Consider the following 22803-nt stretch of genomic DNA (forward strand, 5'->3'; position numbering starts at 1 on the left):
TGCCATCGTCGTCCCCACTGCGGCCCGGGACTTGCGCATATGCGCTCAGGGTGCGCGCCAGCAGTACGAGAAGGGCTGACCGTGATGACATCCTCCAGAATCCTTTTGAGCGCCGGGGCCCTGGTGCTCGTAGGCGCCATGGCCACCGGTTGCGGTGGCGGCAAGAGCAGCGGCGGGTCGGACAAGACCACGGGCGTGACGATCACGGTCGCCCTCGCCACCGAGCCCCCGCCGCAGGCGTCGATCGACGCCTTCACCAAGAGCACCGGCATCACGGTCAAGTGGACCAACACCGACTGGGACAGCCTGCAGACCAAGATCGCAGCGGCGGCGACCGCGAAGACCTACTTCGCCGACGCGACCGACGTGGACTGGTCGCGGGTCGGCCAGCTGGGCAAGCTCAACTGGTTCTTCCCGATGGAGAACTACCTCGACACCAAGTCACTGGCCGCCGAGATGCCGCAGCTGACGTCGTTCAGCTCGGACGGGCACACGATCGGCATCCCGTACGACGCCTCGTTCCTGGTCACAACCGTGAACAAGAACCTGTTCGGCAAGGCCGGCATCACCAAGATGCCGACGACGATCGACGAGTACACCGCCGACCTGAAGCAGATCAAGAGCAAGGGCGTCGTGCAGTACCCGCTCAACATCCCGTTCGCCGCGGCCGAGGGCCTGTCGACCAACTGGTACCAGACCACGGCGGCGTTCGGCGGGACGATCCTCGACGGGTCGGGCAAGCCGCAGTTCGCGACCGCCGACAGCCCCGGCTACAAGGCCGCGCAATGGATGGTCGACGCGATCAAGCAGGGCCTGGTGCCGCCGGGCAACATCAACGTCGCCGACAGCCAGGGCCAGCAGACCCTGATGGCCAAGGGCCAGGTCGCCAGCACCTTCGGCGACTACTCCGGCAACGTCGGCAGCCTGTACAGCGTCCCGGCCTCCTCGAGCGTGGTCAACCAGGTCGAATACCTGGCGACCCCGGGCGTCAGCGGCGTCGGCCCCAACATGAGCAACCCGGACGGCATCGGCATCCCGCGCCAGGCCAAATACCCGGCCGCCGCCGCGAAGTTCATCGACTGGTTCACCAATGCGCAGAACCAGGCCGACTTCGCCGGGGCGAGCGGCCCCGACAAGGTGATGCCCGGCTACTTCCTGCCCTCGCGGCTGGCCGGCATGACCGAGCTGACCGACAAGGGCAAGCTGATCGGCGGCCAGCAGCTCGGTGACCTGCTCAAGAACAGCGCGAAGCCGGTGTTCCCGCAGGGCGCGCCGTCGTGGTACCCGGAGTTCTCCAAGTCGGTCTACACGAGCCTGCACGCCGCCGCGACCGGCTCGATGAGCGTCGACGCCGCCATCAAGGCGATGGCCGACACCGCGAACAAGCTGTCGAGCTGATGGTCGTCGACACCCACAGCGAGGTGGAACCCGCCCGATCGGTAAGAGCGCGCGGGAAGAAGAAGTTCGACTTCCTCCCGTACGCCCTGGTCACCCCCCTCGCACTGTTCATCGTGGCGCTGGCCCTCGTGCCGGCCGGCGTCACGATCGTCCAGTCGTTCTTCCGGGTCGACGAGCTCAATCCGCCGACGACGTTCAACGGTCTCGAGAACTTCCGGCACCTGTTCGCCGACAACGCGATCCGGTCGAGCCTGGCCAACACCGGGCTGTACGTGCTGATCGGCGTGCTCCTGTCGACGCTGCTCGGGATCGTCATGGCGGTCACCCTCCAGCGGCCGTTCCGCGGCCGCTCGGTCCTGATCGCCGTGCTCATCCTCCCGTGGGCGCTGCCCGGCGTGGTCGAGGGCATCGTCTGGACGGGCATCTGGGACAGCAACACCGGCCTGCTCAACAGCGTTCTGACGAGTGCGCACCTGATCGACCACTACCAGGTGTTCCTCGGCCAGCACCGGTTCCTCACCATCTTCGCCATCGAACTGGTGCAGGTCTGGCAGATGACGCCGCTGTCCACGCTGCTGATCCTGGCCTCGCTGCAGAACATCCCGGGCGAGCTCTACGAGGCGGCGGTGCTCGACGGCACCACGCCGTGGCAGGCGCTGCGGCGGATCACGTTGCCGCTGGCCCGCCCGGGCATCGCGATCGCCATGGTGCAGGCGGTCATCGCGACGCTCAACGTGTTCGACCAGCCCTATGTGCTCAACGGCTCGGCCGACACCGGGGCCTCGCTGACCATGCAGACCTACTTCATCAGCTTCCAGAACCTCGACTTCGGCGAGGGCTACGCGCTCTCGCTGCTGATCACCGTCGCCACGCTGGTCATCTCGCTCGGGGTCGTGAGGCTGGTCTACCGGCAGGTGGAGTTCTGATGCCTAAGAGCCGTCACTGGGCCCGCACCCTCGGGATCGCGTTCATCGTCCTGTGGTCGCTGGTGCCTCTCTATTGGACACTCAACACCAGCCTGCAGACCGACGGGCAGATCAGCGCGAAGCCCTCGCACTATGTGCCGCCGACGCCGACGCTGCACAACTATCACGCGCTGCTGTCGGGGGCGGGCGAGATCCCGGACACGATCCGCCGCTCGTCGTTCAACATCTTCGTCGAGTGCACGGCGGCCACGATCGTCACGGTCGTGCTGGCCACGCTCGCGGCGTACGCCTTCGCCCGCATGACCTTCCGCGGCCGGCAGCTCCTGTTTTATGCCGTCCTCGCGACGATGGCGTTCCCGGCCTACACCACGCTGATCCCGCTCTACCGGATCATGAGCCTGTTCGGGCTGGTCAACACGTACACCGGCATCATCCTGGTCTACGTCTCGGGCTTCCTGCCGCTGGCGACCTGGATCCTGCACAGCTACATGACCAGCCTGCCGATCGCGATCGAGGAGGCCGGTCAGGTCGACGGCGCCGGCCGCATGCAGATCCTGTGGCGCATCGTGCTCCCGCTCGCCTGGCCCGGCATCGTGTCGACGGCGATCATCACGTTCCTCTTCGCGTGGGCCCAGTTCCTGTTCCCGCTCGTGCTCTCCAGCGACATCTCGACCCAGCCGCTGACCGTCGCCATCGCCGCCCTGCAGGGCCGGCACGTGGTGCCGTTCGGGCTGCTCAACGCGGCCGGCGTGCTCGCCCTGGCGGTACCGGCCGTGATCGCGGTCGCCCTCAATCGCTTCATCGTCAACGGCCTGCTGAGCGGCAGCGTCAAGTAACCCTCGACTCGAAGGACCTCTCGTGACCGACACTTCCCTGAAACTCGGACAAATCACCGCTCAGGAGATCGCCAGCCAGCCGGAGCTCTGGGAGCGTGCCCGCGACGCCGCGGAAAACGGCCTGCCGGCCAGGGGCGAGCGGGTTCTCGTGCTGGGCTGCGGCACCTCCTACTACGTCGCCGCCGCGTACGCCTGGCTGCGCGAGCAGGCCGGCCACGGCCTCACCGACGCGCTGATCGCCTCGGAACTGCCGCCGATCGTCCGCGACTACGACCGCGTCGTCGCGATCAGCCGCTCGGGCACCACGACCGAGGTCGTGCAGGCGCTCCAGGCGCTGCCCACCGGCACCCCGGTCACCGCCGTGCTGGGCGAGCTGGGCACCCCGGTCGGCGACCACGCGACCGACATCATCGACCTGTCCTACGCCGACGAGCGCAGCGTGGTGCAGACCCGCTTCCCGACCACGCTGCTCACCCTGCTCCGCACCCACCTCGGTCTCGAGACCGCCGACCTGCCCGACCAGGCCCGGAACGCCCTGGCCGAGCCGACGACCACCCCGGCCCCGCGCCAGCTGGTCGTGCTCGGCACCGGCTGGGCGGCCGCGCTGGCCCAGGAGGCGGCGCTGAAGTGCCGTGAGTCGGTCGGGATGTGGGCCGAGGCCTACGCGACCGGCGAATACCGTCACGGCCCGATCAGCGTCGCCGGCCCGGGCACCCTGGTCTGGGCGCTGACCCCGCTCACCCCGGTGCAGGTCGAGGCCATCGAGGCCACCGGCGCGACCGCCCGCCAGGGCACCCGCGACCCCCAGGCCGAGCTCGTCGCGATCCAGCGCCACGCCGTGACCTGGGCCGCGACCGCTGGCCGCGACGCCGACGTGCCCACCCATCTGACCCGGTCCGTCGTGACCCTGTGATCCTCGCCGTCTGCCTCAACCCGGCGGTCGACGTCACCTACGTGGTCGACGCGGTGCGCCCGGGCGCATCGCACAAGGTCTCGACGGTGCATCGGCGGCCGGGCGGCAAGGGCGTCAACGTCGCCCGGGTGCTGGCCCAGCTCGGCGAGCCGGTCACCCTCTGCGGCTTCGCGGGCGGAGCCACCGGCCGCTGGCTCCGCTCAGCACTGGCCGACTCAGCACTGGCCGACTCAGCACTGGCCGGCTCAGCACTGGCCGACTCAGCACTGGCCGGCTCAGCACGGGCGGGCTCGGCGCCGGCCGACTCAGCGACCGTCGACTCAGCAACCGCCGGCTCAGCGAGGGCCGTCTCGGCGCCGGCCGGCTCGGGGGTCATCGACCGGCTGACCGAGGTCGAGGCCGACACCCGGCAGACGGTCACGGTGGTCGACGACGCCGACGCCAGCGTCTTCAACGAACCCGGCCCCACCCTGACCGACCGGGACTGGGCCCGCTTCACCGAAACCTACGACGAACTGCTCAAAGACTGCGAGGTAGCGGTCATGTCCGGCTCGGTGCCGCCCGGCGCGCCGGCCGACGCCTACGCCTTTCTCGTACGCCGGGCCCAGCACCACAAAATCGCGACGGTAGTCGACGCCGCCGACGCCCAGCTGCAGTCCGCCATCGACGCCGGGCCCACCATCCTGGCCCCCAACCGCGCCGAGATCGGCCTCCCCGGCGCGGGCCCGGCCGAGCTCCTGGCCGCGGCCTCCCGGCTCAGCCGCCGCACCGGCGGCACCGTGGTCATCTCGGCCGGCAGCGACGGCCTGGTCGCCTCGGACGGCCTTCGGTCCTGGACCGCTCGGCCACCCCGCCACGTCACCGGCAACCCCACCGGAGCCGGCGACGCCCTGACCGCCGCCCTGGCCCGCGGTTTAGCCCGGCACCTGCCCCGGCCGACCGCGCTGGCCGACGCCCTGGCCCTGGCCGCGGCCGCCGTCGCCGCCCCGGTAGCCGGCCAGATCGACGAGCCCCTCTACCGCGAGCTCACCGCATCATCGACCGTCCAGGAGGTGGCCCCGTGCCCCTGACCCCCGCGTCTCCCGCCCGCATCGCCGCGCCGGAGGTGTCGTCGTGCCGCTGATCTCCACGTCCGAGCTGGTCGGCGACGCGTGCTCGCGGGGCTCGGCGATCGCGGCGTTCAACGTGATCACGCTGGAGCACGCCGAGGCGGTCGTCCACGGCGCCGAGGAGGCCGGCGCCCCGGTGATCGTCCAGATCAGCGAGAACGCCGTGAAGTTCCACGCCGCCCGGCCCATCCCCCTGACCCGCGCCGCCGCCGCTCTCGCCGAGTCGTCGACCGTCGGCGTCGGCCTGCACCTCGACCACGTCACCGACCTGGCCCTGCTCCACCTGGCCGCCGACGCCGGCTTCTCGTCGGCCATGTTCGACGCCGCCCACGAGTCCTACCCCGACAACCTCGCCCACACCGCCGCGGCCGTCCGCTGGGCGCACGACAACGGGCTGTGGCTCGAGGCCGAACTGGGCTACGTCGGCGGCAAACCCGACTCGCCGGCCAGCGCGCACACCGCCGGCGTCCGCACCGACCCGGACGAGGCCCGGCACTTCGTGGCCGAGACCGGCGTGGACGCCCTGGCCGTGGCCGTCGGCAGTTCCCACGCCATGACCACCCGCACCGCCACCCTCGACCACGACCTGATCGCCGCGCTGGCCGCCGCCGTCCCGGTCCCCCTGGTTCTGCACGGCTCCTCCGGTGTCCCCGACGAGGACCTGTCCCGCGCGGTCGCGGCCGGCATCCGCAAAATCAACATCGGCACGGCTCTGAACATCGCCTACACCCACGGGGTACGCGAGTTCCTCGACCGCGACGCCACCGTGGTCGACCCCCGCAAATACCTCGCCCGCGCCCGCACCGAGATGGCCGGCGTGGTGCGGCACCTGCTGGCCACGGTCAGCGGCTGATCAGCGCGCTCGCACCGCGCCCTCGGTCGCGAACAGCGCCTCCATGGTGGAGCGCACCGCGGTGGCGGTGACGGCCGCGCACGCCTGCAGGCCGCGCCGGGTGCGGCGCGGGTCGACGATGTCGTCGCCGTCCGGATCGGTCGCGGCCACCCGCCAGCGCAGGCCGAGCGCCGCCGCCACCACGGCCGCGGGCTCTCCGGCGGCCGGCGGCAGGTGGGTCGCGAGGCGGGCGAACTCGCGGAGCGTGAAGGTACGGTCGAGAGCGGCCGGCAGCATCGTGAGCACGTCGTCGCGTTCGGCGGCGGTCGCGGTCAGCACCAGGTCGGCGGCGGCGATCGCGACGGGTGTGAGCCGCCGGGCGGCGAAGTGGTCGGTCGGGGCGCCGCGGGCGCGCAGGGCCGCCGCCGCGTACGGGTGCATCGGCGCGCCGGGGCGCGCCCGCGTCCCGGCGCTGGTGACCTGAACGGGTCTGGTATCCGGGCCGAAGCGGCGCAGCGCCTCCAGGGTGGTGAGGCGCTCGGCCAGGACCGAGCGGCAGATGTTGCCGACGCACACGTGGAGGATGGCGAACGTCACGCGCTCACCGGGCTTCCACCGGCTGCTTGAGGTCGTCGTCGGCCGTCGTGGCCGGGTCGCCGTCGTGCTGGACGGTGTAGGGCTCGTAGTAGTAATACGATTCGCGGCCGCGGCGCGGGGCACGGTTCAGGACCGTGCCGAGCACGTCCACCTCGGCCTTGCGCAGGGCGGCCGTCGTCTGGGAGAGCTGGTCGCGCCGGGTCTTGCCGTAGCGGACCACCAGGATCGCGCCGTCGCAGGCGGGTGCGATGGCCAGGGCGTCGGCGACCGGGAGCACCGGCGGCGCGTCGACGATGATCACGTCGTATTCGGCGCGGAGCTCGTCCAGGAGCTTGTGCATGTGCTGGGAGCCGAGCATCTCGCTCGGGTTGGGCGGGATCGCCCCGCTGGCGAGCACCCAGAACGGGGTCAGGCCCCACGACTGCACGGCGGCCTCGTGGGTCGACTTGTTCAGCAGAACGCTGGTCAGGCCCGCGCCGCTGGGCAGGCCGAGGTAGCGGGCGGCGCGGGGACGGCGCAGGTCGGCGTCGATCAGCAGCACCCGGCGGCCGGTCTCGGCCAGGCTGAGGGCCAGGTTGCAGGCGGTGACCGACTTGCCCTCGGCGGGCACGCTGCTGGTCACGAGCAGCACCTTGTGGGCCCGGTCGACGTCGACGAACTGCAGGCTCGTACGGATCTTGCGATAGGCCTCGGCCCGATGGCCGTGGGTCTGCTGGCCGCCGATGATCGGGGTCCGGCTGGCGCTCGCGTCGTACGGCACGGCGCCGAGGGCCGGTTCGCCGGAGGTCTCCTCGATCTCCTCGAGCGACTTCACCGAGGTGTCCAGCGAGTGGCGGGCGGCGGCCAGGACGGCGCCCAGGAGCAGGCCGGCCGCCAGCGCGAGCGCCAGGTTGCGTATCGGCTGCGGGGACACCGGCGTCTTCGGGATCTCGGCCGGGCTGACGCCGGCCAGCCGGACCGCGGACTTCTGGCCGTTCGGCAGGCTCTCCAGTGTCGGGATCAGGTCGACGAGTTCGGCGGCGGCCGCGTCGGCGATCCGGGCCGCCTGCACCGGTGAGGGGTCGGTGGCGGTCAGCGCGATCAGCACGGTGTCCGGCACCGCCTCGCCGGTGACCTCGGCGGCCACCTGGTCGGCGGTCATGTTCAGGTGCAGGCGGTCGACGACGCGCTGCATCAGCCGGTGGTCGTGGAGCAGCTCGGTGTACGACTTCACCTTCTGCTGCGACAGCAGGCTGGCCTGGTAGGCCTTGGACGCGTCGCTCTCGTCGGTCCACGTGGAGACGAACAGCGTGGTGCGCGCGGCGTACAGGGGCGTCTGCCGCCACGTCAGCAGGGCGCCGCCGGCGACGGCGAGCACGGTGACGACGAGGATCGAGATCCATTCGTCACGTAGCAGACGGGTGACCGTGCGCAGCTCCACTGCGGACTCTCCTTGCTGACGTCAGGACGGTGTGTGTTCGCGTACCGGCACGTTGAGCAGCAGCGCCACCGCGGTCGCCGCGCCGGTCAGTCCGGCCCCGAACGCCGGCCATCCGGGGATCGCCCCGGCGGCCACGAGCGCGCTCAGTGCGGTGGAGGCGGCGGCGGCCACGAACAGGACCGCCGCGACCTGTCCGGTGCTCAGGCCCAGCCGGTGCAGCCGGTGCGACACGTGGTCGGTGCCGCCGAGGTGCCACGGCCGGCCGCCGCGCCGGCGGTCGATCACCACGAGGGCGGTGTCCACGGTCGCGACGAACGTGACCAGCAGGAGCACCGCGTAGGAGTCGCCGCGAGCGGACGGGGCGTACAGAACCGCCGCGGTGGCGAGCACGAATCCGATGAACAGCGACCCGGTGTCGCCCATGAAGATGCGGGCCGGCGGCCGGTTGTGGGCGAGGAAGCCGAGGCAGCCCCCGGCGAGAAACAGCAGGAGCAGCCCGACCGGGGGCCGGCCCGCGACCAGCGCCGAGACGCCCAGCACCCCGGCGGTGGCCGTGCCGATCGAGGCGGCGGCCGCGTCCATGTTGTCGAGCAGGTTGAACGAGTTGGTCATCACGACGATCCAGGCGACCGTGATGATCGTGTCGAGCCAGGAGACGCCGGAGACGACCAGCGGGTGCGCGGTGAGGGTGACCGCGGTGGCGGCCAGCGTCTCGGCCGCGAGCCGGGTCCGCATGGACAGCGTGCGGATGTCGTCGGCCAGGCCCAGCCCGGCGACGAACAGGCCGGCGACCGCGATCGCCACGAGGTGCGGGCTCCACGGGCGGACGAGCAGCCCGACCGGCAGCAGGCACCCGAGGATCAGCGCCACGCCACCCAGGTACGGCGTCGGCCGCTGGTGCGCCTTGCGCGGGTTCGGCCGGTCGGTGAGGTCGAGCCACAGAGCCACCCGCCGGACGGGGACGGTGACGGCCAGGGCGGTGACCGTCGCGAGGCCGGCGCCGGCCGGGACGACGAATGCGACCGGCAGGCTCACAGCGCCACCAGTTCACCGGACCTGGCCGCCTCGCGCCGTGCTTCCTCGATGGTCTGCCGCAGGATGTCGTCCAACGTGTAGCGCGGGGCCCAGCCGGTCAGTTCGTGCAGCTTGCGGGTGTTGGGTACGCGCCGGTCCATGTCCTCGAAGCCGGTGCCGTACGCCTGCTCGTACGGAATGAGCTGGATCGGCCCCCGGCCGCCGGACCGCTCGATGATCAGCTGAGCGAGCGCACCGATGCTGGTCTCCTCGGACGAGCCGATGTTGAAGGTCTCGCCGATGGAGCGGACGTCGTCGAGCAGCGCGACGAGCGCGTCGACCACGTCGAGGACGTGGGCGAAGCACCGGGTCTGCCGGCCGTTGCCGAAGACCGTCAGGGGCTGGTCGGCCACCGCCTGCCGGACGAGCCGCGGGATGACCATGCCGTAGGCCGGGCTCTGCCGCGGGCCGACGGTGTTGAACATCCGCACGATGATCGTCGGAAGGCCCCGCTCCTTGAAGTAGGCGTTCGCCAGAATCTCGTCGACCGCCTTGGCGGTGCTATAGGCCCAGCGCACGACCGCGGGACTGCCCAGGATGCGATCGGCTCCCTCGTCGAGGGGCCCGCTGGAGTTGCGGCCGTAGATCTCGGAGCTGCTGGCGACCAGGATCTTCCGCCGGTAGCGGTGAGCCGCCGCCAGGACGATCTCCGAGCCGCGGATGTTCGTGGTCAGCGACTTGAGCGGCTGCTCGACGACCCGCTTGACGCCGACCGCCGCGGCCAGGTGCACGACCGTCTCGCACTGGTGGACGAGGTCGTCGATGACGAGTTCGTCGAGCACCGAGCCCTGCACGAAGCGGAACCGCGGATGCCGGCTCGCCCGCTGGAGGTTCGACAGGCGGCCGGTCGACAGATCGTCCAGCGCGACAACGTGGGCACCGGCCTCCAAGAGGGCGTCGACAAGGTGCGAGCCGATGAAGCCGGCCCCACCTGTGACGAGATATGCACCGCTTGGCATGCCCCTCCTTACGAGTCGTCCGATCGGATCGTGACGTTACCTACGAAACCCATCACTCGTGCCCGTTCAGAAAAAACCAGCCGAAACAGGGATCTGATCATTCTTTCCCGGCGAAAGGCTCCGATGTCGGCTTGAATCGTGCAGGGCGCAGGCGACGAGAAGGCGGTGACGATGCTCCTCGACCACCACCGCGCCCGGCTGAGCCTGCACACCGCCGGACGACGGCCGTTCCTGCTGGCCGTGACCGCGACCCTGCTGGCCTTGATCGTGGCGTTCGAATACGCCGGCGTCGGAGGTGCGATCGGCCTCGACCGGCTGGTGCTGGTGGCAGCCGCCGCTCTCGGACTGCTCATCCCGCCACAGCGGCTCGTCGCGGCGATGGCCCCGGCCTGGCTCCTCGCTCCGATATCGGGGCAGGTCTTCGCGATCGCACACGCCGCGACCTGCGCGTTGGCCGTCAGTCTGGTGCTGCGGTTCGTCGGCGGCGCCCTGCCCGCGCGCCGGACCACGGTCTGGTTCGCGCTGTTCGCCGCCGCGCTGACCGTCAGCTTGCTGCACCCCGCCGTCGCCACACCGGCAGCGCTGTCGCCCTGGCATGACCTGGTGGGCGTCCTGACCGGACTGGCGGTGGCCGCGTCGGCCACGTCGGCGCCCCCGGACCTTTCGCTCGTGGCCAAGACGATCGCGATCGCCGGCGCGGTCGTGGCCGGCGTCATCCTGATCGACGGGGCGCTCGCCGCGGGCCGCCTCGTCGGCGCCGGCCTGAATCCCAACTACCTCGGCGGGATGCTGGCTCCGCCGTGCATCGCCGCCATCGGGCTCGCCTGGCATGTCCGGCAGCCGGCGTGGCTGTTCGTCGCGGCACCCGGTGCGGTCGCGCTCGTGCAGACCCAGTCCCGAGGCGCCCTGGTCGCCGCCGTCGCGGGAGCCGGCTATCTCGTGCTGAGAGAACGCTCCTGGTGGCAGCGGGCGCTCGTCGTCGCGGCGACGGCCCTGCTGCCCGTGCTGTTCGGCAATGTCCTGATCAAGCTGCTGATCGGCGGGCGGTCCGCCACCGAACTGGACGCCAACAACGCGATCCGCGGGGAGGCTCTCCGGCTGGCCCTCGAGATCGCCGTGCAGCACCCGCTGCGCGGCATCGGGTACGGCGCGTTTCCGGCGTACGCCGCCGCGGCACCCCAGATCGGCATCTTCGTCAACACACACAACGAGTACGCCCGGCTCGCGTGCGAGGCCGGAGTACCGGCGGCCGCACTCTTCGTCGTGCTCCTCGTCCTGGCGATGCGCGGCCGCCGAGGCGACAGCGCAGCCATCCTGCGTGCCATCGTCGTGGTCTACGCGGTCGGCCTGCTCTTCGGCAACTTCATGTCGAGCATGTTCGTCAGTGTGCCGTTCTGGCTCGCGCTCGGCTGTCTCCTGGCCGGCGGCGAGAAACCGCACGGCGCACCATCGCGCGGCCGGGTGCCGCGACCACAGACGGAAGGGATGCTGTGATGCTCGACAGCCGTACGGAGATCCGCGCCGGGCAACGGTTTGCCTTCGGCGCGAACTGGCGGGCGTTCGTCGACACCGTCGACGAAACGAAGATCCGGACCGCGACCGACTCGCTCGTCCGTGCCCTGCGCAGCCCGGACCTCACCGGACGGACCTTCCTCGACGTCGGCTGCGGCAGCGGCCTGTTCTCGCTCGCGGCCCACCGCCTCGGCGCCGAGGTGCGGTCCTTCGATTTCGATGCCGAGTCGGTGGCGGCCACCGCCGAGTTGCGTGCCCGGTTCGCGCCCGATGCCGTCTGGCCGATCGAACAGGGATCGATCCTGGACGAGCGATACGTCGCGGGCCTCGGCCGGCACGACATCGTGTACTCGTGGGGGGTACTGCACCACACCGGCGACCTGTGGCGGGCCATGGACCTGGCCGCACGCCTGGTGAAACCCGGCGGGCTGCTGTTCGTGTCGGTGTACAACGACCAAGGTCCCAAGAGCCGGCTGTGGGAACGGGTCAAGCGACGCTACAACCGGTCCGGGCGCGCGGGACGCGCAACGATCGTCTTCCTGAGCGCCGCCTATCTGTGGCGCTGGTGGCCACTGCTGCGCCTGATCAGGTGGGTCCGCGGCAGCCGGCTGCCGCGGGCTCGCGGCATGTCCGTACGCCACGACCTCATAGACTGGGTGGGCGGCTATCCGTTCGCGGTCGCCAAGCCCGAAACGGTGTTCGATTTCCTGCGCGAGCGCGGCTTCGAGTTGCGGCACCTCAAGACCTGCGCCGGCGGCCTGGGTTGCAACGAGTACGTATTCACGGCGCCGCACCAGCCCGGATGATCGTCAGGACCGGTCAGAGAGGCGGACGGTGCAGTACGCCCATCCCGTACTCGTATCGCTCGGGCATCCCCTGCTCGGCGCAGAACCGCTGGAAGCCCGCGCGGGCCCGGAACCCGGTCCGCCGGTCGCAGTCGTCGACGAGGACCACCCCGCCCGGTGCGACCAACGGCCACGTCTTCGTCAGGGCGGCGTGCACCGGGTGCGAGAGGTCCACGTCCACCAGCGCCGTGGAGATCTGCCGTGGGAGCCGGTCCGCGGGCATCGCCACGATGTCGCCGCGGACCAACTCGACGCCGGAGGCTCCGAGTTGCCGCAGGATCTGCCGGACCAGTGCGGGCGAGGAAACGGAGAAGCCGTACCGCACCGCCTCAGGAGTGCCGAGCTGCACGTCGTGGTCGAACTGCTCGGGTACGAAACCGCTGAACGTGTCGACGGCGACGTACCGCTTGGGCGCGCCGATGTTCTGCAGCAGGCGGTAGCAGTGCGCCGACGTGCCGCCCGAGGCGCAGCCGATCTCCACCACCGCCCCGGGCACCCCGGCGGTTTCGATGATCGCCTGTGCCCACAGGTAGAGCCGCTCCGGGTTCAGTTGCGACAGCGGCCTCCGGTACAGCCAGCGGGCCAGCGCTCGGCGCCGGACATAGGTGAGCCGGCCGCGCATCGTCATCGGCATGTCACTGCCCTCCCAGGGTTCGTGATCGGTCGCCCCTCCACGCCGCGCCGACCATCGGCTCGGTGCGGAACAGGTAGTTGGGGCATCGGTACGGATGGACGAACGTGTCGTCGATCGGCACCGGGCCGTGACCGTCGAGGTGGTAAATGTGGTGGTAACCGAAGCCGGATGTCGCGGCGCGGGCACGCTGCAGTGCCAGCTGATCCAGGCATTCGGCGATGATGCTCGGCCGGTGCGTGGCCAGCACGGTCTTCAGGCCGGCGAAGACGTGCGGCTCGAAACCCTCGACATCGACCTTGATCAGGTCGACCCGCCGGTCGCCGAGGAGCTCGTCGCCCGTGGTCACCTCGACCTCGACTTGTCTGGCTCCGACCCGGTCGGCGACTCCGTGCAGCGTCGCCTGCGAGTCGTCGGAGGGGATCGTCAACCTTGCCCGCCCGGCGCTCGACGAGAGCGCCTTGGCCACGATGGTGACCCGGTCGTCGAGGCCGTTGAGCCGCACGTTGGAACGCAGCTGGGCGAGCTTGACCGGATTGGGCTCGCAGGCGATCGCCTGCAGGTTGCGGTTGGCGACGCAGGCCAGCAGCGTGTAGATCCCCGAATACGCGCCGACGTCGACGAAGACCTCGGCGTGCCGAGCCAGCTCGAACAACACCGGCTGGACCGTGGTCTCCCAGTGGTGCAGGTCGGTCCACACGATGTGGCGGGCCAGCCGGTCGTCGTCGAAATCGGAGTTGTAGAGGAACGGCGCACCGTCCGGCGCGTGCAGCGTCCAGACCCCCGTGGGGCGCAGTCGCCACCATACGGCCGGAGGCAACTGCCCGCGCTGTGCAAGCTCGCGGATCACCCGCTGGAGGCCCGGCGCCCGGCGCAGTAGGGCGTCGCGGCCGGATTTGGCGAGTTCGCGAGCGCTTTTGGCGTTCATGAGACCGAGCCCTCCTTCGCCAAGGAGTGCGCAGGTCCCGCCGGTCCGTCCACCGCCATCGGCCGATGCCGCACCCGGTCGCGGCGGTACAGCACCCACCCACAGGGCAGGCAGGTGGCCCATAGCAGGCGGGCGCGCCAGGTGGTCAGCGGCCGCGGCTGGCGGTGCACCGGCACGCCGAGGTGGAATTGCCCGCGGACGAGGTTTCCGGCCGTCCGGACGAACGTCGTGGGATGGTGCCGGAACCACCGGATGTCCTCGGTCAGCACAAGGATGTGGTAGTGAACCATGCCGGCGGCGACCGCGCTGTAGGGCAGCCGCGTGATCCGGTCCGCGCCGCTGGTGCGGCAGGAGAGAACGGGGACGTTCACGTACCGGGTGCGGTAGCGAAGGCCGATCCGGCGCCACACCTCTCCCTCGGCGATATAGCCCTCGGCGATCCGGAACGGGTTGTCCCGCAGAACGTCGGTTCGCAGGACGCCCCACTTGTCGCCGGTCATGCGGCAGCGGTATCTCATCTCCTGCCAGGTGGCATCCACGACGTCGGCCGGAAAGCGGGCGCCGATCACCTGCCCTGCCTCGTCGATGTCGAGCCCGGTGACGCCCACATATCCGGCCGGATCCGCGATCGCCACCCAGTGCTCGAGCAGGCGGTCGAGCGCGCCGGGTAACAGCGCGTCGTCGGAGTCGAGCAGGGCGACCAGCTCACCACGGGCGGCGGCGACGCCTCGGTTCACGGCGAGGTGCTTTCCGGCGTGCGCCTGCCGCAGATACCTGACCGGGAACGGCGCCCGGTCCGCGAGTTGTTCGACGAGCGCCTTCGTGCGGTCCGTCGAACCGTCGTCGACCACGATCCACTCCAGCGCGGCCTGCTGCTCCAACAGGCCGGAAAACGCGTCGCGAAGAGTGTGCGCACGGTTGTACGTGGGCGTGACGACGCTGACCAGCCCGGCCGGCCGCGCACGGGCCCGGAGCGCGGTATCGCCCGGTGACTTCTCACCGGCCGGACGCCGTGCGCGAAGCGCCGCGATCTCGGACCGCGCTCGCGCCAGGTCGTCGCGGCCGGGCAGGAGCGCAGCCGGCGACGTGCCGGTCGCCCTGGTGAACCACGTCACCTGGCATCCGGCCAGGACCAGCCACCCGGCGCTCGACGCCAGCGCACATCCGACGATGCCCCAGCGCGGAATGAGCAGGAGGTTGAGCATGACGTTAACCGCCAGCGCCAGGAAGGACGTGCCCGATACGAGCCAGGGGCGGTCCAGCCGGAGCAGATACGGCAGAACCGAGCGGGTCGCACTGATTGCCAGCACGCCCGGAGCGAGTGCAAAGATCGCCGGCACGCTGCCGCGGAAGTCGTTGCCGTAGAGGATCGGCACAAGCCACGGTGCCGCCAGACACGCCGCGCTTACCACGCCGGCCGCCATGATCACCGAGGCGCGGACGCTCCGCACGGTCAGCCCGGTCGCCCGGTCCAGGGACGCCTCGGCCTGATCGGCGAGCACCACTTGGGCGAGTGCGTTCGTCGCGACGTGGGTGATCTCCCCGACGCTGACCGCCAGGGTGTACAGGCCCACCGGCGCCCCGGGCACGAGCGCGTTGAGAATCAGCACGTCGATGCGGGAGAGAAGATTCAGCGCCACCAGGCCGGCCTGGTAGCGCAGTCCGGTGCCGACCATGCGACGAGCCACACCGGCATCGCCCCGGCCCAGGTGCGGCCGGAGCACCGGGAGGAAGAACAGCAATGGCACCGCGCCGCTCAGCACCCAGACCCAGATCACGGCCGCCGGTGACGGGTGACCGGCGAGGCTCAACGCCACCAGCGCTCCGCACTGGAGCAACGCCGAGACCGTGACGGAGCGGTTGACCGCGGTCATCTGGCCCAGCAGAAGAACGACGGTGCTCAGGTGGACGCACGCCACCGCGACAGGAACCGAGGCCAACGCGAGGAACAGCAGCGGCCAGGCGGATCGTGGCACGGCTCCGGGCGAGACCAGCAGGATCGCCGCCCCGGTCAGCACGGCCGACCCGGCACCGAGCAACGGACCGAGAATCAGACTGTTCGTCGGTATCGCGGAGCGATCGGTCGACCAGAACGAGACGCTGGCCTGGCCGATGGAGAGGTGGCCGAGAACCGTCGCGGTCGAGGCGATCGTCACGATGACCGAGTAGATTCCGCGCCCTTCCGGATTCAGTGCCCTCGAGATCACGACCCCGGTCACGGCCGCCAGCACCAACCGGACTCCGAATGCGCCGACAGCGTCGCGAATCTTCGCCGCTCTGGGGCCGGCCGCCGTGGAACGCCGGCTCAGATCCATACGCCCGCGACTCTCGTCGGCGCGGCGTCGAGGGCCGACCGATGCCACTGCTCGAACTGGATCAGGGCCCACAGTTGCCGGCTGCGATCGACGCCGGCGTCGTGCTCACGAAGCAGGCTCGACACGGCGGCGGGCCGGAACAGGCCACGGCCGTCGGCGGTCCGGTCGGTGAGCAGGTCGTACGCGTAATCCCGCAGCTCGCCGCGCAGCCAGGCCGCCAGCGGGACACCGAACCCCATCTTGGGCCGGTTCACCACCTCGGGCGGCAGCCACTCGGCCACGGCCCGTTTCAGGATGAGCTTGGTGCCGCCGGGCCGCACCTTCATCCGGGTCGGCAGCCCGGCCGCCCACTCGAGCAGATGATGGTCGAGGAACGGCGACCGTGCCTCCAGCGAGTGCGCCATCGTGGTGATGTCCACCTTGGGCAGCAGATCGCCCGGCAGGTAGGTGTTCACGTCGGTGTCGATGGCGCGGCCGACGTCGTCGGTCGCCCCCGATGCGGCGAACGTCTCGTCGAGGAGCCGGTAGCTGTCGACGTCGTGCAGTTCGTCGCGTAACGCGTCCGAATACAGCGCCCACTTCTGCTCCGGGTCGAAGTACGACATGATCCGGGCGTACCGCCGGGGCGCCGGGTGGGAGAGCAGCTCGAGTGCCCGTCCCAGCCGGCGCGGCAGCGCTCCGGGACGGGCACCCGCGAGCGGGGCCAGAGCACGGAACGGGAAACCGGCGAGCCGGGCCATCACGGCGTAGCGCTGGTAGCCGCCGAAACACTCGTCGCCTCCGTCGCCGTTCAGCACCACGGTGACGTGCTGCCGGCTCAGCCGGGCGACGTAGAAGCTGGGAATCGCCGAGGCGTCGGCGAACGGCTCGTCGAAGTGGCCGGCCAGATCGGGGAGCACCGCCGCCGACGACGCGGTCACCACCATCTCGTGATGGTCGGTCCCGTACTGGGCGGCCACCATGCGGGCGTAGCGGCGCTCGTCGTAACCGTGCTCCTCGAACCCGATGCTGAACGTGCGCACGGGATCGGAGCTCTGCCGGGCCATCGCCGCGACCACGGCCGACGAGTCGATGCCGCCGGACAGGAACGCGCCGACCGGCCGCTCGCTGACCATCCGGATCCGGGTCGACTCGAGCAGGAGCGACCGTACGCGCTCGCAGCTCTCGGCCTCCCCCGGCGTCGGCCGCGGGGTGGAGTCGAGCCGCCAGTAGCGCCGCACCGAGGCGACGCCGTCCTGCCAGACGAGCAGGTGACCCGGCGGCAGCTTCTGCACCTCGGTGTAGATGCTCCACGGCGCCGGCACGTACTGATAGGTCAGGTAGTGGTGCAGCGCCACGTGGTCGAGCGTGCGGCTCCAGGAAGGGTCCTCGAGCAACGCCTTGAGCTCGGACCCGAACGCGAGCCCGTCCCCGGCCGGGCGCCAGTAGAGCGGCTTCTTGCCCACCCGGTCGCGGGCGAGCAGCAGGCGCGCGCGGCCGGCGTCCCAGATGGCGAACGCGAACATGCCGCGCAGTCGGTGCACCAGCTCGTCGCCGTACTCCTCGTAGAGGTGCACCAGGCACTCGGTGTCGCTCCGGCCGGTCAGGCGGTGGCCCCGGCGGATCAGGTCGGCCCGCAGCTCGGGATGGTTGTAGAGCTCGCCGTTGAACACGGCGAGCACGCTGCCGTCCTCGCTGCGCACCGGCTGCTGGCCGCCGGCGACGTCGATGACCGCGAGCCGGCGCATGCCGAGGGCGACCCGCGGGCCGGTGTGGAAGCCCGATCCGTCGGGGCCGCGGTGTTCGAGGGCGGCGCACATGCGCCCGACGAGATCGGGGTCGACCTCGCCGGTCGACACCATCCCGGCTATCCCGCACATCGGGCCTCCAGCAGCTCCGAGTAGATGTCCAGATGCCGGTCGACCATGCCATCGAGGTGCAGGTACCGGCGGCTCCAGGCACGCGCGTCGGCGGCCCGCCCGCGGGCAGCGGCTGGGTCGCGCAGGACCCGTTCCAGCCCGGCCGCGAGGGCGTCCGCGTCGGCCGGGGGCACCAGTTCGCCGCGGCCCTCGATCAGCTCCGCGGTGCCGCCGACGCGGGTGGCCACGACCGGCCGCCCGGCCGCCATCGCCTCCATCACGGCGTTGCTCATGCCCTCGGTGAGCGACGGCAGCACGGCCACGTCGGCCCGGGCGAGGAGCGCGGCGATGTCGGTGCGCGCGCCCAGGAACCGTACGTCGAGGCCGAGCGCCGCGGCCTGGTGTTGCAGGCTCTCCTGTTCGGGGCCCTCGCCGGCCAGCGCGAGCGTGCACGGCAGACCGCGCTCGCGGAGACGGGCCGCCGCCTCCAGCAGATAGCGGTGTCCCTTGTACGGCCGGAGGTTGGCCACGCACAGGACGACGGGAAGGGAGCTGGCGAGCGCAGCCGGGGGTGCCGGTTCGAAAGCCGGGTCGGTGAGACCGTTGTAGACCACCCGGATCCGGTCCCGCGCGACCCCTTCAGTGCGGACCACGTCGTCGGCCACCGCGTCCGCGTTGGCGATGAGCACGTCGGTCATCCGGGTCGCGACCCGCTCCCCCGCGACGGCGAGCCCGAGGCCGGCCTTGTAGTGGCTCAGGCTCCGGCGACCGGCCACGCAGACCGGAACCCGGGCCAGCCGCGCGGCCGGGGCGGTAAGCACGCAGCTGTGCAGGAGAAACGCGTGTACGACATCGGGCCGCAACCGGCGCAACGTCCGCCGGAGGCGCTCGACCGCCAGCGCGAAGACGGCGAGCCGCTGCCAGCTCCGCGCGGGTGACGGGAGGTCGAGGTTGATCAGAGGCACGCCGGCGTCCCGGAGAATGGCCTCGCGCGGGCCGCCAGTCCGCAGGACCACCACCGTCGCCTCGACGCCTCGCTGCCGGAGGCCGGCCGCGAGCAGGGCGAGTTGCTTCTCCGCGCCGCCGAGACCGAGCTGCCCGATCACCAGGCAGACCCGCCCGACCCGGGGCGGACGCGGGACGGCGGATCCGACGGCGACGTCCGGTGATCGGTTGGCGAAGACCATGTCCTGATCGTACGAGATTCGCCACATTAGAACGGATATATCGGGTTTAATCGTGCAGGTGCTGGCTGAAGCTTGGAGGACGCATGCCTGACGACCGCCTGCGCGTAATGCGGATCATCGCCCGCATGAACGTCGGCGGCCCGGCGGTGCAGGTGCTCGGCCTACTCCGAGGGCTCGACCCGGACCGGTACGACCAGCGGCTCTACACCGGACACGTGCAGGACCAGGAAGCCGAGTACCAGCCGTGGTGCGCCTCCGGCCGGCCGGCCCACCGGGTCGCGGCGCTCGGCCGTCGGGTCCGGCCCTCCGACGACCTGCGGGCGCTGGCCGCGCTGATCGCCGCCGTACGGGAGTTCCGGCCCCACATCGTGCACACCCACAGTGCGAAGGCCGGCACGGTCGGCCGCCTCGCCGCGGCGGTCACCGGCGTTCCCGTACGCGTGCACACCTTCCACGGCCACCTGCTGCACGGCTACTTCCCGCCCTTGACGACCCGCCTCGTGATCGGGGCCGAGCGTCGCCTGGCGGCCCGCACCCACCGGCTCGTCGCCGTCGGCCGGCAGGTCCGCGACGACCTGCTCGCGGCCGGGATCGGGCGGCCCGGCCAGTACGCCGTCATCGCCCCCGGCACCACGCTGCCCGACCCGCCCGGCCGGACCGTCGCCCGCGACCGGCTGGGCCTGCCCCGGGACCGGCCGCTGGTGGTGTCGGTCGGCCGGGTCACCGGGATCAAGCGGCCCGACCGTCTGGTCGCGGTCGCCCGGGCGGTACGCGAGCTGGTGCCCGACGTCCTGTTCGCGGTGTTCGGCGAGGGTGACCGCCTGGACGAGTTGAAGGCGGCGGCCCGCGAACTCCCGGACACGCTGCGGCTCGGCGGCTGGCGCACCGACGTCGAGACCGTCTACGCGGCCGCCGACCTGGCCCTGCTGACCTCCGACAACGAGGGGATGCCGATGTCGCTGGTCGAGGCCGGCCTGGCCGGTGTCGCCGCGGTGGCGACCCGGGTCGGCAGCGTGGCCGAGGTGGTCCTGGACGGCCGGACCGGTCTCCTGGCGAGCACCGAGGTGGCCGCCCTGGCCCGGTGCACCGTGGATCTGCTCGGTGACCCCGCACGCCGCCAAGCGATGGGCCGGGCCGCGCGCATCCATTGCGCCCAGCACTTCAGTGGGGACCGGCTGGTGGCCGACACCGACCGGCTCTACGCCGCGCTCGCCACCGAACGCGGCTGGCTGCCGCGCCCGGCCCGGCGGGCGCCCGAAGCCGAGGAGGCAGAACGATGAAGGTGGCAGAACTATGAAGGTCGCGGTCACCGGCGGAGCCGGGTTCATCGGGGCGAATCTGTGCCGTGCGCTGGCCGCCCGGCCCGAGATCGACCGGGTCGTCGCCTACGACAACCTGAGCACCGGCGACGCGGCCAACCTGGACGGGTCCGTGGCCGAGCTGGTCGTCGGCGACATCCTGGACCGGGCGCTGCTGCGGGACGTGCTCGACTCGGCCGACGCGGTGGTGCACCTGGCCGCGCGGCCCTCGGTCCCGCGTTCGCTGGCCGACCCGGTCGCGAGCCACGACGCCAACGCCACCGGCACGGTCAACGTGCTGGAGGCGTGCCGGCACGCCGGCGCCCACCTCGTGGCGGCATCGTCGTCGTCGGTCTACGGCGCCACCCCCGAGCTGCCCAAGCACGAGGATCTGCCGACCCGGCCGCTCAGCCCGTACGCCGCGAGCAAACTCGCCGCCGAGTCCTACGCCCTCGCCTACGGCTCCTCCTTCGGGCTGCCGGCCCTGGTGCTGCGGTTCTTCAACGTGTACGGGCCGCTCCAGTCGACCGGCCACGCCTATGCCGCGGCGATCCCGGCCTTCGTGCACGCGGCGCTGAGCGGCAAACCGCTGGCAGTGCACGGCGACGGCCGGCAGACCCGCGACTTCACCTTCGTCGGATCGGTCGTCGACGTGCTGACCCAGGCGGTGCTCGGCCGGGTCACCGCCGGCACGCCGGTGAACCTCGCCTTCGGCGAGAGCGTCAGCATCCGGCAGGTCATCGAGATCATCGGCGAGGTGCTCGGCCGCGACCTGGAGGTCTGCTACGGGCCGTCCCGTACGGGCGACGTCCGCCACTCGCACGGCGCGAACGACCGGTTGCTCGCGCTGTTCCCCGGGCTGGCCCCGATCCGGCTGGCCGACGGGCTGCGCCAGACCATCGACTGGTTCGCCACCACCGGCGCCTACCCGGTCAGCACCGGCCGGCCGGCCGGTGCTCGATCCGCCACGGTGTGACCGTCGGGGTCGTCCAGAGCCGCGGTGCCCGCACCGTGCCCGAGCCGGCGAGCAGGGTCACCTCCAGCTGCCGGCTCGTGCCGGGCGCCAGGTCGACCTGAAAGACGCCCACCCCGCGGCGGCCGTCCGAGCCGGCCCGGAACGGAGACGGCAGGCCGTCCACCCACGCCCGCACCACCGAACCACCGGTCGGGCTGAAGACCGAAACAAAGGTCCGGATCGTGTACGGGTGGACGGTCCCGGCGGAGTTCAGAACGTACGGGCTCAGGCCGGTCCGCGGCGCCACCGACGAGAGCGTCAACCGCAGGTTCAGCAGCGCCCGGCCGGCAAGCTCGCACCCGCTGTCGCCGACCTGGACCGCCGGCCGCAGGTAGTAGCTCATCTTGCCGGCCCCGCCGTCGTTCAGGAACACGCCGACGGTCGGAGCGTCCGGGCGGTCCTGCGGCATCGCCCCCTCCAGCACGGTGCCGGCGAGCAGACGTTCCTCCTCGGGCCGGGCGCTCCAGGCCAGCAGGCGCCGCTCGCCGGCCGCCCGGGCCAGCTGGGCCAGCATGGGACGTACGGCGACCGGCCGCCCGGTCAGCGCGTTGAACGTCGCGCGGGCCACGGTGCGGAAGTAGGCGTCCTGCTGCGGGCGCGAGAGCCGGCCGGCGTACACGTGGGACAGCAGCACCGGCACCGCGTTGTCCATCCGCAGGTCCGGTCCCCCGGGCACCGCGACCGGGCCGGTCGCGCCGAGCAGATACGACAGGGCGACCGGGTCGGTGGCCAGGACGCCGTCGACCGTCCGCCCGGAATGCCGGCGGTACATCTCGCGGGCCAGCCGGGCCGCGGTGGGAAAGTCCGGCGTCTCGTTGATGTTGGCCGGGTACCGCGCGATCGCCGTCCCGTACAGGGCCTCCACGCCGGGGTCGAGCGGGAGCACCGGGGCGTCGCTGACCCCGAGGCCGCCGGTCGCGTTACCCGCGTCGACCACGCGGACCGCGCCGTGGTCGGCCGCGATCACCAGATAGGCACCCGGCATGCCGCCGGTCGCGCGGATCTCGGCCGGATTCTGGAACAGCACGAGGTAGGTCCGCGGCCCCGACGCGCCCAGCATCGGCGGGATCAGTTCGGCCGCCCGCAGCGCCGAGCCGATGAGCGCGACCGCCTGATCGAGCCGTGCGTTCAGCTCGGCGACCGGGGCGGCGAGCGGGCCGGCCAGGCGAC

20 protein-coding genes are annotated in these 22803 nt (G+C 71.6%); 10 read left to right on the forward strand and 10 right to left on the reverse strand.

The features are described 5' to 3' along the window. The first annotated feature begins 84 nt into the window (after positions 1-84). Genes AB0M88_RS36360 through AB0M88_RS36385 form a run of 6 tightly spaced genes read left to right on the forward strand, consistent with a single transcriptional unit; the run spans position 85 to position 6035 of the window. Positions 85-1398, forward strand: a complete 1314-nt coding sequence (locus AB0M88_RS36360) for an extracellular solute-binding protein (protein WP_364110368.1) — start codon at positions 85-87, stop codon at positions 1396-1398. Then, complete coding sequence (locus AB0M88_RS36365; protein ID WP_364110369.1) at positions 1398-2324, forward strand: sugar ABC transporter permease; 927 nt, start codon at positions 1398-1400, stop codon at positions 2322-2324. Before AB0M88_RS36360 ends, AB0M88_RS36365 begins: the two co-directional genes overlap by 1 nt. After that, complete coding sequence (locus AB0M88_RS36370; protein WP_364110370.1) at positions 2324-3160, forward strand: carbohydrate ABC transporter permease; 837 nt, start codon at positions 2324-2326, stop codon at positions 3158-3160. The genes AB0M88_RS36365 and AB0M88_RS36370 overlap by 1 nt, the downstream gene beginning before the upstream one ends. A gap of 22 nt (positions 3161-3182) precedes the next feature. After that, the gene (locus AB0M88_RS36375) at positions 3183-4073 is read left to right on the forward strand and encodes an SIS domain-containing protein (RefSeq protein ID WP_364110371.1); all 891 of its coding nucleotides are present in this window, start codon (positions 3183-3185) and stop codon (positions 4071-4073) included. After that, positions 4070-5143, forward strand: a complete 1074-nt coding sequence (locus AB0M88_RS36380; RefSeq protein ID WP_364110372.1) for a PfkB family carbohydrate kinase — start codon at positions 4070-4072, stop codon at positions 5141-5143. The genes AB0M88_RS36375 and AB0M88_RS36380 overlap by 4 nt, the downstream gene beginning before the upstream one ends. Before the next feature lie 43 nt (positions 5144-5186). Continuing rightward, positions 5187-6035, forward strand: coding sequence for a class II fructose-bisphosphate aldolase (locus AB0M88_RS36385; protein WP_364110373.1), 849 nt, complete (start codon positions 5187-5189; stop codon positions 6033-6035). Here the strand turns inward: AB0M88_RS36385 and AB0M88_RS36390 are convergent, their stop codons facing one another. The 4 genes from AB0M88_RS36390 to AB0M88_RS36405 are packed head-to-tail and all read right to left on the reverse strand — an operon-like array spanning position 6036 to position 10064. Beyond that, positions 6036-6611 carry a low molecular weight phosphatase family protein gene (locus AB0M88_RS36390; protein WP_364110374.1) on the reverse strand — a complete coding sequence of 192 codons (576 nt, stop codon included), beginning with the start codon at positions 6609-6611 and terminating at the stop codon, positions 6036-6038. Between the two features lie 4 nt (positions 6612-6615). Beyond that, positions 6616-8031: a polysaccharide biosynthesis tyrosine autokinase gene (locus AB0M88_RS36395; protein ID WP_364110375.1), complete on the reverse strand. Its 1416-nt coding sequence runs from the start codon at positions 8029-8031 to the stop codon at positions 6616-6618. A gap of 21 nt (positions 8032-8052) precedes the next feature. Then, positions 8053-9066 carry an MraY family glycosyltransferase gene (locus AB0M88_RS36400; protein WP_364110376.1) on the reverse strand — a complete coding sequence of 338 codons (1014 nt, stop codon included), beginning with the start codon at positions 9064-9066 and terminating at the stop codon, positions 8053-8055. Continuing rightward, positions 9063-10064, reverse strand: coding sequence for a GDP-mannose 4,6-dehydratase (locus AB0M88_RS36405; protein WP_364110377.1), 1002 nt, complete (start codon positions 10062-10064; stop codon positions 9063-9065). The genes AB0M88_RS36400 and AB0M88_RS36405 overlap by 4 nt, the downstream gene beginning before the upstream one ends. Positions 10065-10202: 138 nt before the next feature. On the opposite strand from AB0M88_RS36405, the gene AB0M88_RS36410 reads away from it, so the two are divergent. Then, positions 10203-11558 carry an O-antigen ligase family protein gene (locus tag AB0M88_RS36410; protein ID WP_364110378.1) on the forward strand — a complete coding sequence of 452 codons (1356 nt, stop codon included), beginning with the start codon at positions 10203-10205 and terminating at the stop codon, positions 11556-11558. After that, positions 11558-12382, forward strand: coding sequence for a methyltransferase domain-containing protein (locus AB0M88_RS36415; RefSeq protein ID WP_364110379.1), 825 nt, complete (start codon positions 11558-11560; stop codon positions 12380-12382). The genes AB0M88_RS36410 and AB0M88_RS36415 overlap by 1 nt, the downstream gene beginning before the upstream one ends. A 13-nt stretch (positions 12383-12395) precedes the next feature. On the opposite strand, the gene AB0M88_RS36420 is transcribed toward AB0M88_RS36415, so the two are convergent. The 5 genes from AB0M88_RS36420 to AB0M88_RS36440 form a co-directional block, all read right to left on the reverse strand. Continuing rightward, on the reverse strand, positions 12396-13055 hold the full coding sequence (locus AB0M88_RS36420; RefSeq protein WP_364110380.1) for a class I SAM-dependent methyltransferase: 660 nt from the start codon (positions 13053-13055) through the stop codon (positions 12396-12398). A gap of 1 nt (position 13056) precedes the next feature. Next, positions 13057-13980, reverse strand: a complete 924-nt coding sequence (locus AB0M88_RS36425; protein WP_364110381.1) for an FkbM family methyltransferase — start codon at positions 13978-13980, stop codon at positions 13057-13059. Continuing rightward, on the reverse strand, positions 13977-16211 hold the full coding sequence (locus AB0M88_RS36430; protein WP_364110382.1) for a glycosyltransferase: 2235 nt from the start codon (positions 16209-16211) through the stop codon (positions 13977-13979). The genes AB0M88_RS36425 and AB0M88_RS36430 overlap by 4 nt, the downstream gene beginning before the upstream one ends. A gap of 74 nt (positions 16212-16285) precedes the next feature. After that, positions 16286-18154 (reverse strand): asparagine synthase (glutamine-hydrolyzing), encoded by a 1869-nt coding sequence (asnB, locus tag AB0M88_RS36435; RefSeq protein WP_364110383.1) that lies wholly within the window; start codon positions 18152-18154, stop codon positions 16286-16288. Further along, a complete protein-coding gene (locus tag AB0M88_RS36440; protein ID WP_364110384.1) occupies positions 18142-19320 on the reverse strand; it encodes a glycosyltransferase in 1179 nt (392 codons plus the stop codon). The genes asnB and AB0M88_RS36440 overlap by 13 nt, the downstream gene beginning before the upstream one ends. Before the next feature lie 83 nt (positions 19321-19403). Between AB0M88_RS36440 and AB0M88_RS36445 the strand changes: the two genes are divergently transcribed. Both AB0M88_RS36445 and AB0M88_RS36450 read left to right on the forward strand, forming a co-directional pair. Then, positions 19404-20600 (forward strand): glycosyltransferase, encoded by a 1197-nt coding sequence (locus AB0M88_RS36445; protein WP_364110385.1) that lies wholly within the window; start codon positions 19404-19406, stop codon positions 20598-20600. Positions 20601-20613: 13 nt separating this feature from the next. Next, positions 20614-21594 carry an NAD-dependent epimerase/dehydratase family protein gene (locus AB0M88_RS36450; protein ID WP_364110386.1) on the forward strand — a complete coding sequence of 327 codons (981 nt, stop codon included), beginning with the start codon at positions 20614-20616 and terminating at the stop codon, positions 21592-21594. Here AB0M88_RS36450 and AB0M88_RS36455 read toward each other — a convergent pair. Further along, a partial coding sequence (locus tag AB0M88_RS36455) for a DUF4012 domain-containing protein (RefSeq protein WP_364110387.1) occupies positions 21551-22803 on the reverse strand: 1253 nt, incomplete at its 5' end. The genes AB0M88_RS36450 and AB0M88_RS36455 overlap by 44 nt on opposite strands.

Origin of the sequence: Actinoplanes sp. NPDC051411, assembly GCF_040682075.1 — a bacterium.
Lineage (GTDB): Bacteria > Actinomycetota > Actinomycetes > Mycobacteriales > Micromonosporaceae > Actinoplanes.

Bases quoted from the DNA above. Each gene is read 5' to 3' on its own strand.
- asnB (WP_364110383.1), bottom strand. From the start codon at position 18,154: ATGTGCGGGATAGCCGGGATGGTGTCGACCGGCGAGGTCGACCCCGAT.
- AB0M88_RS36405 (WP_364110377.1), bottom strand. From the start codon at position 10,064: ATGCCAAGCGGTGCATATCTCGTCACAGGTGGGGCCGGCTTCATCGGC.
- AB0M88_RS36365 (WP_364110369.1), top strand. From the start codon at position 1,398: ATGGTCGTCGACACCCACAGCGAGGTGGAACCCGCCCGATCGGTAAGA.
- AB0M88_RS36440 (WP_364110384.1), bottom strand. From the start codon at position 19,320: ATGGTCTTCGCCAACCGATCACCGGACGTCGCCGTCGGATCCGCCGTC.
- AB0M88_RS36420 (WP_364110380.1), bottom strand. From the start codon at position 13,055: ATGCCGATGACGATGCGCGGCCGGCTCACCTATGTCCGGCGCCGAGCG.
- AB0M88_RS36360 (WP_364110368.1), top strand. From the start codon at position 85: ATGACATCCTCCAGAATCCTTTTGAGCGCCGGGGCCCTGGTGCTCGTA.
- AB0M88_RS36370 (WP_364110370.1), top strand. From the start codon at position 2,324: ATGCCTAAGAGCCGTCACTGGGCCCGCACCCTCGGGATCGCGTTCATC.
- AB0M88_RS36450 (WP_364110386.1), top strand. From the start codon at position 20,614: ATGAAGGTCGCGGTCACCGGCGGAGCCGGGTTCATCGGGGCGAATCTG.
- AB0M88_RS36445 (WP_364110385.1), top strand. From the start codon at position 19,404: ATGCCTGACGACCGCCTGCGCGTAATGCGGATCATCGCCCGCATGAAC.
- AB0M88_RS36415 (WP_364110379.1), top strand. From the start codon at position 11,558: ATGCTCGACAGCCGTACGGAGATCCGCGCCGGGCAACGGTTTGCCTTC.
- AB0M88_RS36425 (WP_364110381.1), bottom strand. From the start codon at position 13,980: ATGAACGCCAAAAGCGCTCGCGAACTCGCCAAATCCGGCCGCGACGCC.